Origin of the sequence: Microbispora sp. GKU 823 (assembly GCF_002027145.1) — a bacterium.
Lineage (GTDB): Bacteria > Actinomycetota > Actinomycetes > Streptosporangiales > Streptosporangiaceae > Microbispora > Microbispora siamensis.
In genome coordinates this window covers 1-8,812 of sequence record NZ_MWJN01000178.1, presented here as the reverse complement: position 1 = coordinate 8,812, position 8,812 = coordinate 1, and the positions used below count along the sequence as shown (strand labels likewise).

General features: G+C 70.9%; 13 protein-coding genes and 1 pseudogene. 9 read left to right on the top strand and 5 right to left on the bottom strand.

Annotation, left to right across the window (positions count from 1 at the left end):
- The 3 genes from B1L11_RS43105 to B1L11_RS43100 form a co-directional block, all read left to right on the top strand.
- The coding region (locus B1L11_RS43105) for a putative PEP-binding protein (RefSeq protein WP_306291787.1) at positions 1-1,046 on the top strand (1,046 nt) is incomplete at its 5' end.
- 57 nt (positions 1,047-1,103) lie between these two features.
- Positions 1,104-1,562, top strand: a complete 459-nt coding sequence (locus B1L11_RS53450; protein WP_256863402.1) for a hypothetical protein — start codon at positions 1,104-1,106, stop codon at positions 1,560-1,562.
- Positions 1,559-2,428: a glycoside hydrolase family 3 protein gene (locus B1L11_RS43100; RefSeq protein ID WP_256863401.1), complete on the top strand. Its 870-nt coding sequence runs from the start codon at positions 1,559-1,561 to the stop codon at positions 2,426-2,428. The genes B1L11_RS53450 and B1L11_RS43100 overlap by 4 nt, the downstream gene beginning before the upstream one ends.
- Here B1L11_RS43100 and B1L11_RS43095 read toward each other — a convergent pair.
- The 4 genes from B1L11_RS43095 to B1L11_RS43085 are packed head-to-tail and all read right to left on the bottom strand — an operon-like array spanning position 2,421 to position 3,944.
- Positions 2,421-2,687, bottom strand: a complete 267-nt coding sequence (locus tag B1L11_RS43095; protein WP_218671677.1) for a hypothetical protein — start codon at positions 2,685-2,687, stop codon at positions 2,421-2,423. The two genes, B1L11_RS43100 and B1L11_RS43095, sit on opposite strands and share 8 nt — an antisense overlap.
- Positions 2,684-2,836, bottom strand: coding sequence for a hypothetical protein (locus tag B1L11_RS47685; protein WP_179155588.1), 153 nt, complete (start codon positions 2,834-2,836; stop codon positions 2,684-2,686). The genes B1L11_RS43095 and B1L11_RS47685 overlap by 4 nt, the downstream gene beginning before the upstream one ends.
- On the bottom strand, positions 2,833-3,621 hold the full coding sequence (locus tag B1L11_RS43090) for a hypothetical protein (protein WP_079320925.1): 789 nt from the start codon (positions 3,619-3,621) through the stop codon (positions 2,833-2,835). Before B1L11_RS43090 ends, B1L11_RS47685 begins: the two co-directional genes overlap by 4 nt.
- Complete coding sequence (locus B1L11_RS43085; RefSeq protein WP_079320924.1) at positions 3,612-3,944, bottom strand: hypothetical protein; 333 nt, start codon at positions 3,942-3,944, stop codon at positions 3,612-3,614. The genes B1L11_RS43090 and B1L11_RS43085 overlap by 10 nt, the downstream gene beginning before the upstream one ends.
- An 83-nt stretch (positions 3,945-4,027) precedes the next feature.
- Here B1L11_RS43085 and B1L11_RS43080 point away from each other — a divergent pair, with 83 nt between their 5' ends.
- The 5 genes and pseudogenes from B1L11_RS43080 (at position 4,028) to B1L11_RS43060 (ending at position 7,570) form a co-directional block, all read left to right on the top strand.
- The gene (locus B1L11_RS43080; protein ID WP_143737969.1) at positions 4,028-4,825 is read left to right on the top strand and encodes a YbaB/EbfC family nucleoid-associated protein; all 798 of its coding nucleotides are present in this window, start codon (positions 4,028-4,030) and stop codon (positions 4,823-4,825) included.
- A 40-nt stretch (positions 4,826-4,865) separates the two neighbouring features.
- Positions 4,866-5,540, top strand: coding sequence for an HAD family phosphatase (locus tag B1L11_RS43075; RefSeq protein ID WP_079320922.1), 675 nt, complete (start codon positions 4,866-4,868; stop codon positions 5,538-5,540).
- A gap of 29 nt (positions 5,541-5,569) precedes the next feature.
- Positions 5,570-6,077 (top strand): annotated as a pseudogene (locus B1L11_RS43070) (hypothetical protein).
- A gap of 50 nt (positions 6,078-6,127) precedes the next feature.
- On the top strand, positions 6,128-6,760 hold the full coding sequence (locus tag B1L11_RS43065) for an HAD family hydrolase (RefSeq protein ID WP_079320921.1): 633 nt from the start codon (positions 6,128-6,130) through the stop codon (positions 6,758-6,760).
- Between the two features lie 90 nt (positions 6,761-6,850).
- Positions 6,851-7,570, top strand: a complete 720-nt coding sequence (locus B1L11_RS43060; RefSeq protein ID WP_079320920.1) for an HAD family hydrolase — start codon at positions 6,851-6,853, stop codon at positions 7,568-7,570.
- A gap of 16 nt (positions 7,571-7,586) precedes the next feature.
- Here B1L11_RS43060 and B1L11_RS43055 read toward each other — a convergent pair whose 3' ends face one another.
- Complete coding sequence (locus tag B1L11_RS43055; protein ID WP_079320919.1) at positions 7,587-8,006, bottom strand: nuclear transport factor 2 family protein; 420 nt, start codon at positions 8,004-8,006, stop codon at positions 7,587-7,589.
- A gap of 195 nt (positions 8,007-8,201) precedes the next feature.
- Here B1L11_RS43055 and B1L11_RS43050 point away from each other — a divergent pair.
- Positions 8,202-8,812, top strand: a 611-nt coding sequence (locus tag B1L11_RS43050) for a DUF222 domain-containing protein (protein WP_143737968.1), incomplete at its 3' end; no start/stop codon positions are given.

Below are 8,812 nucleotides of genomic sequence, written 5' to 3'. Positions count from 1 at the left end.
CCCGTGCTGGTCGACGGCGCGTCCGGCCAGGTGCTGCTCGCGCCGGACCCGGCCCGCGTGGCCGAGGCGCGCGCCGCCGAGGAGGCGCGGCGGGCGGTGCTGTCGGCGGCCACCGGCCCCGGGGCGACCGCCGACGGCCACCCCGTTCCCCTGCTCGCCAACATCGGCGCCCCCGCGATCTGGAGAGCGCGCTGGCCAACGGCGCCGAGGGCGTCGGCCTCTACCGCACCGAGTTCCTCTTCCTCGACCGCGAGACCGCGCCGTCGGGAAGCGAGCAGGAGAAGGCCTACCGGGCGGTGTTCGAGGCGTTTCCTGAGGGCCGCGTGGTGGTGCGCACGCTCGACTCCGGCGCCGACAAGCCGCTGGCGTTCCTGCCGCCGCCTGAGGAGGAGCCGAACCCGGCGCTCGGAGAGCGCGGCCTGCGCATGTTCCGCCGGTATCCGGAGATCATGACCGCCCAGCTCGGCGCGCTGGCCCGGGCCGCCGCGGGCGTCTCGGCCAAGGTCCAGGTCATGGCGCCGATGGTGGCCACCGTCGAGGAGGCCGAGTGGTTCGCCGAGGCCTGCCGTACGGCGGGGCTCGACGGCGCGGGCATCATGATCGAGGTGCCGTCGGCGGCGCTGCGGGCGGCGGACCTCATCCGGGCCGTCGACTTCTTCTCGATCGGGACCAACGACCTCACGCAGTACGCGCTCGCGGCCGACCGCCAGGTCAGCGCCGTCGCCGGGCTGCAGGACCCGTGGCATCCGGCCGTGCTCGACCTGATCGCGATGGCGGCCTCGGCCGCCTCGGAGGCGGGCAAGGGCTGCGGGGTCTGCGGCGAGGCCGCGGCCGATCCGGTGCTCGCCTGTGTGCTCGTCGGCATGGGGGTCACCTCGCTGTCCATGGGCGCCCCCGCGCTGCCCTGGGTGCGCGCCGCCCTGTCGCGGCACACGCTCGAGCAGTGCCGCGCGGCCGCCGCCGCGGCGCGCTCGGCCACCTTGGCGCGGGCCGCCAAGGCCGCCGCCCGGGCGGAGCTTCCCGGCCTGGACGCACTCGCGCTCTGACCGGCCGTGACCGGGTTCCGGGCCCGGTCACGGCCAGGCGCGGCTACGGTAAAGAACGTGCCACGAATCAGACACGGTGTCGTCATGCTCGCCGCCCTCCTCGTGACCGGATGCTCGTCCGGCGTCGGCGCGGCGAGCCCGGCGCCCTCGCCGCGTGCGTCCGCGCCGGCGTCCGTGTCTCCGCCGTCCTCCTCGCCGTCCCTGCCGCCGTCCTTGTCGCAGTCGGCCCGGCCCTCCGGCGGTCAGGCCGAGCGGACGCTCGCGGCGATGAGCCTGCGCGACAAGGTCGCGCAACTCTTCACCATCGTGGTGTGGGGCCAGAAGGCCGGGGCGGCGAGCAAGGAGAACGAGGCGCGGTACGGCGTGGCGACGCCGGCGCAGGTGGTGGAGAAGTTCCGCCCCGGCGGGGTCATCCTGTTCGACTGGGCGGGCAACGTCTCCGGCGCGAGCCAGGTGGCCGCGCTCACCACCGGCCTGCGCGAGGCGGCGGCCAGGTCGGGCGAGGCGCGCTCATGATCGGCGTGGACCAGGAGAACGGCCTCGTCTCCCGGCTCAAGTCCCTCGTCACCAAGTTTCCCGGCGCGTCGGAGATCGGGGAGACCGGCAAGACGGCGAACGCGCGCGACGTCGCCAGGGCGACCGGTGAGGAACTACGCGACCTCGGCATCTCGCTCGACTTCGCGCCGGTGGCCGACGTCAACATCAACCCCCGCAACCCCGTGATCGGGCCCCGCGCGTACGGCTCCGACCCGGGGAAGGTGGCCGCGATGGTCGGGGCGGCCGTCGACGGCTTCCACGCGGCGGGCGTGGCATCCGTCGCCAAGCACTTCCCCGGCCACGGGGACACCTCGGTCGACAGCCACACGGGCCTGCCGGTCATCACCCACTCGAAGACGCAGTGGCGGAAGCTGGACGCGCCGCCGTTCCGCGCGGCGATCGCGCACGACGTGGACGCGATCATGTCGGCGCACGTGGTGATGCCGAAGCTCGACCCATCCGGCGACCCCGCGACGCTGTCCCACCGCATCCTCACCGGCCTGCTCCGCGAGGAACTCGGCTTCGACGGCGTGATCAGCACCGACGCGCTCGACATGGCCGGGGTGCGGAAGAAGTACGGCGACGCCGAGGTCGCCGTGCGGGCCGTGCTCGCCGGGGCCGACATGCTCCTCATGCCGCCGAACCTGCCCAAGGCGTACGACGCCGTGCTCGACGCGGTGAAGTCGGGCCGGATCTCCGAGCGCAGGCTCGACGAGTCGGTGCTGCGGATCCTGCGGCTGAAGGAGAAGCGCGGCGTCTTCGGCCCGATCCGCACCGACCCCGGCGCGCTGAAGTCCGCCGCGCATCACAAGATCGCGGAGCGCGTCTTCGCCGCCGTCAGATGACGGCGGGCGCGTCCTCTTCCGGCTCGTCCTCGTCCGGCTCGTCGGTCTGGGTGTAGTCGAAGTACACCGTTATCGACGGCCAGTTCGTCCCGTCGTCGGTGATCTCGCTGTGCATGATCAGGTCGTACACCTCGATCTGGCCCAGTTCCTCGATCGTGGTCGCGACCCGGCGGAGCAGCGCCGGCACGCTGTCCTGTCCAATCCCCTCCGGATTGTTCTGGGTGAAGTGGTGCATTTGATTGGCGATCGGTTGTGTCACGAAGATCCCCACCGGCGCTTCTTCTTGCCCTGACTGCTCTGGTTGGACTGACTGTTCTGGTTGTTCTGGTTGTTCTGGTTGTTCTGGTTGGACTGGGTTCCGCGCTTCTGCGCGTTGCGCTCGCCGTCGAGCTTCTCGCCGGTCTTCACCTTCTGCTCGGCCGCTCGTGCGGCCTTTCTGTCATATGGCTGACCGGCCTTCTTCGCGTCCAGCGCGGCCTGCTCCGCCGAGGACAGCTGGGGGCCGCTCTGCCTGGAATAGGGCTTGCGGCTCCTCCCCATGTCCAGCTTGACGCCGCCGCGGGGCCCCGTCTCACCCGCCGTACGCAGGGGCGCGCCCCGCAGGGGAACGTGGGGGCCGCCCGCACCCGCCAGGGACGGGCCGCCTCCGAACGGGCCACGGGTGTTCTTGAGGATGCGTTCCAGCGGTTCGGTGACGTGCCGCGTGACGGCCGGGGCCAGAACCCGGGCGCGCCCTCCTCGGCCTCCCGGAGGATCTTCCGCATGGCGTACCGGGTGGCGAGAAGCCCGGCCGTGGCGGAGGCCGCGGCGAACGGACCGCCCGCGACGAGGACCGAGGCCAGCCTGGTCGCGCCCGCGACGGCCTGAGTGATGACGGCCACCTTCGTGGCGGTCACCGCGCTGGCCGTGCCTTCGAGCACCGCCGGCGCGTACGCGGCGGCGCCGACCGCCGCGCGGAGGTGTTCCGTGGTGCCGGTCTTGTTCCAGTTGTTCTGCATCGCGCCGGCGGACACGCCCTGGTACACGCCAGGCAGCCGCCTGACCTCGTCCTCCGCGCCGGTCCCCCCGGAGGCGGCGCCGGAATGCACGATCTGCCACGGGCGGATTTCCGTGCGGATGTCGGCCTCGTCGATCTTCGGGAAGTTCACCAGGCTCGCGACCGGCTGCGCCCAGTCCGGCGGCATCAGGCCCATGCCGGTCCCTGTTCGTCGTGCGCCCGCGCGATCTGGCGGCCCGCGTCGTCCTCGGCGTCCGACACCCGACGGCGCGCGACCGCGAGCGCCTCTCCCGTGCCGCCCACCGTCCCTCCGAGGTGCGCGTACGCCTCGACGGCGGTCAGAGCGCAGCGGTTGTACGCGGCCACGAAGGCGCCGAACAGGCCGTCGTCACCCCACGAGGCGGATCCCGCTCGCTCGCGCAGATACTGAAGGGCGGTTACGAACTCGTCGCCGTGCTCCGTCAGGCGAGAGGCGGCCCTGTCCACCCCGCTGTGTTCGATGCCAAGTTCCCCGTACATGCGCCGCACGTTAGCATGACCGGCGAATTACGGTCGGGTGAATTGCACAGTAAACGCCTTTTATCCTTTTTGTGGAGGAATGCTTGTCTCTGTTGTTTCCGGGTGGCAGCGACCTGGAGCTGCTGGAGCAGATGATTCGCCAGGCCGAGGACGTCATGCGCGGCCTCGCGGACGTCCAGGCCGGGATCCGGCAGGTCACCGGCGAAGGGGAGGGCGCCGACGGCCTGGTGAGGGCCAGGGCCGACGGCCGGGGACAGGTCACCATGATCACACTGGACCCGCGGGTCATGCGGCTTGACGCGGCCGTCTTGAGCGCGGAGGTGACGAAGGCGATCCGGGTCGCCCAGGACGCCGCGAAGGAGCGGACCGACGAGCTCGTCGCCGCCGCCCAGACCAGGGTGACCGGGCTGGCCGCACCGCTCGACGAGATGTTCGTGCGTCATCGGTTCGACCAGCTCGCCCAGGAGCTGGACGCGGGAGCGGACGCCTTCGGCCCCCATGCTGCGGACCGGGTCGACGATCTGGAGCAGGACGCGGAGCGGGCCGCACAGATCGAGGCATGGCTGGAGGACGGACAGCGCGAGATCGAGACCGTCACCGGCCACGGCCGGGCGGCCGACGGCCGGATCCAGGCCGTCACGACGGCGTACGGCCAGGTGCGTGAGGTCGTCATCGAGCCTCGTGCCATGCGCCTGCCCAGCCGGACGCTGGCCGAGGAACTCCTGCTGGCCCTGCGCCGGGCGCAGCAGGACGCGGAACGGCAGAGCCGTCGGCTGGTGAGTGACGCGCTGCGGGAGATGGTGCCCGGCGAGTCGTTCGGCCCGGACACCATCGACGAGTGGTTCGGCGGGTTGCTCAAGCCGTTCGAGCGGCCCGACTGACCACTCCCTATATTTGTAGGCACGTCGGGTGGGAGGCGCGGTGCTCAAGGGTGTGCTGATCGACTGGGGCGGGGTTCTGACCACGAGCCTGGCCGAGTCGATCGCGGAGTGGATCGAGGCGGACCGGATCGACCCCAGGCACTACCGGGAGGTCATGCGCGCGCTGGTCACGCAGGCCTACCGGGCCGGCGTCGAGCCGGACGGGGAGAACCCGATCCACGCGCTCGAACGGGGCGAGATTCCGGTCCTCGAGTTCGAGCGCGCCCTGGCGGCCCGGCTGGTGACCCTCGACGGCGGCCCGCCGGAGGCCGACGGCCTGCTCACCCGGATGTTCGCCGGGTTCCGGCCGGTCGAGGAGATGAACGAGATGCTCCGCCAGGCTCGCGTGGCGGGGCTCGGCACCTGCCTGGTGTCCAATTCCTGGGGCGACCACTACTCGCGTGAGGGCTGGGAGGTCCTCTTCGACGCGGTCGTCATCTCGGGAGAGGTCGGCATGCGCAAGCCCGAGGAACGGATCTTCCGGCACGCGCTCGGCCTGCTGGGGCTCGAGCCGGGGCAGTGCGTGTTCGTCGACGACATCGAGGCGAACATCCTGGCGGCACGCTCGATCGGCCTGGTCGGCGTGCACCACAGCGAGCCCGCGGCGACCATCGCCGAGATGGAGCGCCTGTTCGGCCTGTCCTTCCGCGAGCCCGGCGCGGACGCCCGTCTGTAGCTTGAACCAGAGACCGAGTCGAGGAACGCATGCGCGTCTATCTGCCGTCCACTATTCCCGCGCTGGCGCGCGTCGTCGCCGCGGGGGAGCTGGGCCCGGCCCCGCTGACCGGCTTCGCGGTCACCCCCGCCGTTGATCGAGTGGTACGTCTCGGGTGACAACGAGGAGCTGGAATACGTCGCGCTGACCGAGGCCGCCCGGGCCTCCCTGCGCATGCTGGCCGCCGACCGCAAGGACGGCGTCGAGGTGGCCGCCCGGCGGGTCGTGATCGCGGCCGAGGTGCCCGACGAGACCGTGAAGGCCGGCGCCGATCTGGAGGAGCGCGCCCGCGTGCGGGTGCTGGAGCCGATCCCGATGCGGCTGGTCGCCTCGGTCCACGTGGACGACGCCGACGCCGTAGCGGACGTGGAGGCGGCGATCGCGGCACTGCCCGCGGCCGACGGCGGGGACGACGACGCGCAGTTCGTCGTGGACGGCGCGGAGGACCACGAGCTGCTGTGGTACGCCACGCAGGAGATCCCGGATCTGCTCACCTGACCCGCGGAGTTCATGGAGTTGTCACGCCCGGCGTCTAAGCTGGAGACGAGATGACACACATTGTTTGGGACTGGAACGGGACACTCTTCCACGACATCGACGCCGTCGTCGGCGCGACCAACGAGCTCTTCCAGCCGTACGGCCTGGGGCCGTACGACGCGGAGGGCTTCCGCGAGGTGTACACCCGCCCCATCTGGGTGGCGTACGAGCGGATGCTCGGCCGGCCGCTCCGGGAGGGCGAGTGGGAACTGCTCGACGCGGGCTTCCACGAGCACTACCACCGGCTGATGGAGGCGTGCAGCCTCGCCGAGGGGGCGCTGTCGAGCCTGCGCGCCTGGGAGGAGTCGGGCCGCACGCAGTCGCTGCTGTCCATGTGGGGCCACGAACGGCTGGTCCGCAAGACCGGTGAGTTCGGCATCGACGGCCACTTCACCCGGATCGACGGCTCGCGCGCGGCGACCGGCGGCCACAAGGCCGAGCACATGGTGGAGCACCTGCGCGCGCTCGGCGTCGACTCGGCGAAGGTCGTCGTCATCGGTGACAGCGTGGACGACGCCCACGCGGCTCAGCACGTCGGCGCTCGCGCCATCCTCTACACCGGCGGCATGACCAGGCGGTCGGAGCTGGAGGGCGTCGGGGTCCCGGTGGTGGACTCGCTGGCCAACGCCCTCGATCTCGTCTGACCACCTCCCACGAGACGGTGGGGGGCTTGATGCGCTCCGAGTCGGCCGTACGCTGAGCACGAGCCATCACGCACCCCCACGGAGGCCGCGATCAACCGTCTCGTTCTCTGGAACATCGACCTGACGCTCGTCGACGTCGCCATCGTCACTCGCGACGCCTACGCGGACGCGTTCCGGATGGTGACAGGGCGGCCGCTGGTGAAACTCGCACCGGCGCTCGGCCGGCCCGATTCGGAGATCATCTTCGAGACGCTGGCCGTCAACGGCATCGCCGTCGAGGATCACCACCTGCCCAGGTTCGTCGACGCGCTGGCCGTCACCTTCGCGGAGCGGCGCGACCGGCTGGCCAAGGACGGCCGCGCGATGCCCGGCGCCAAGGACGCGCTCAAGGCCGTGTCCCGCCTCGACGGCGTCGTGCAGTCGGTGCTCACCGGCACCATCAAGAGCAACGCCGTGCACAAGCTCAAGGCGTTCGGGCTGGACAAGTGGATCAACGTCGAGGTGGGCGGCTACGGCGAGGAGGTCTATCCGAAGGCCACCCTGCTGCAGGTGGCGCAGGGACGGGCCAAGGCCCTTTATGGCGCCGCCTTCACCGCCGGCAACACCGTCCTGATCGGCGACTCCACGCGTGACGTCCAAGCGGCGAAGATCGGCGGCGCGGCCATGATCGGCGTGGCGTCGGGCCGGTCCACGGCCGCCGAACTGCACGAGGCGGGCGCCGACATCGTGCTGTCCGACCTGTCCAACCCCTCCGAGGTCGTCGCCGCCGTCGCCCGCCTGACCACCCCGGCCGGCCGTACGGCCCACTGATCCGCTGACCCGCTGATCAGACGGGGGTCAGGGCCCGCGCGACCGTGAGGCTGTCCTCATAGATGTGGTAGCGGGTGACGAGCCCGTCTTCCACCGTGAGGTGGAGCGCGAACGGCGAGGTGTACGAGGCGCCGCCGTTCCGGACCGTCTGCGCGATCTCACCGAGCACGACGGCGTCCGGCCCGTCCACCAGGATCCGCGTCACCGAGGTGTCGTTCAGCTCGGGCACGTGGTGGGCCTCCAGCGATCGGAAATGGTCGGCCACGTCGGCGCGGCTCGACCGCGATCGGATCCATGGCACCGCGGGATGCCCTTCGGCGGGCCAGCTGAGCAGCCAGTCGACCGGCTCGGCGAACAACTCCGCCGTACGGTCGTGATCGCCCTCGGCCAGCCGGCGCAGCAGTTCTTCCACGATTTCGCGAGTGGCATTGCTCATGGCGCAAGCGTGTCCGGTGGAGGCGCGGCGGGTCGATTACCACCCGGGTAAGGGAGGCGCGGATCGCGATGGGGGCAGTTTTTCGGGTTCGCCCCGATTCACCTGCAACTCCAACTAATCCATTCGCTCGGTTGCTTCCTGCGGAGAAGGGGTGAAAGAATTCATACAAGTTTTCGAATCGATTGAGGGGGCGTGATGGATCTGTTCGATCAGAATGCTGATCGCCCTCGTCGTACGAACAAGACTGATGACGGCTGGTGGGATCGGTTGATCGCCGATTCGCCTCTGTGGTCGTCCGAGGGATCGGCCGCCCGCGAGCACGCGAGCCAGGACACCGGTGGTGGCGCGCCCGGTGCCGGTCGGGACAAGGCCCGGTCGTCGTGGGTGTTGGTGGGTTCTCTTCGTGAGTCGGCGCAGGAGTTGGCGCTGACTCCGCTTCCGGATGATGTGGATATCTGTCTGGCTGAGGCCGAGGAGTTGATGTTCGCCCGGGATCGCATCACGTGTGCTCTTGCTGATCGGGTGGGTCGGGTGCATGGTGCGGGGCAGGCCAGGCAGCATGGTCATGCCTCGACCCGGAGTTGGTTGCGTGCCGCCGGGGGGATGAGTGTGGCGGGTGCGGGGCGGTTGCTGACGGTGGCGGTGGAGTTGGCTCGTCTGCCGCGGGTGCGTGTGGCGTTCGCCGAGGGGCGTTTGTCGGCGGGGGTGGTGGAGGCGATCTGCACGGCCACCGCGGAGTTGAGCGATGAGCAGGTGGGGGTGGCTGAGCCGATTTTGCTGGAGCTGGCGGGTAAGGCGGGTCCGGC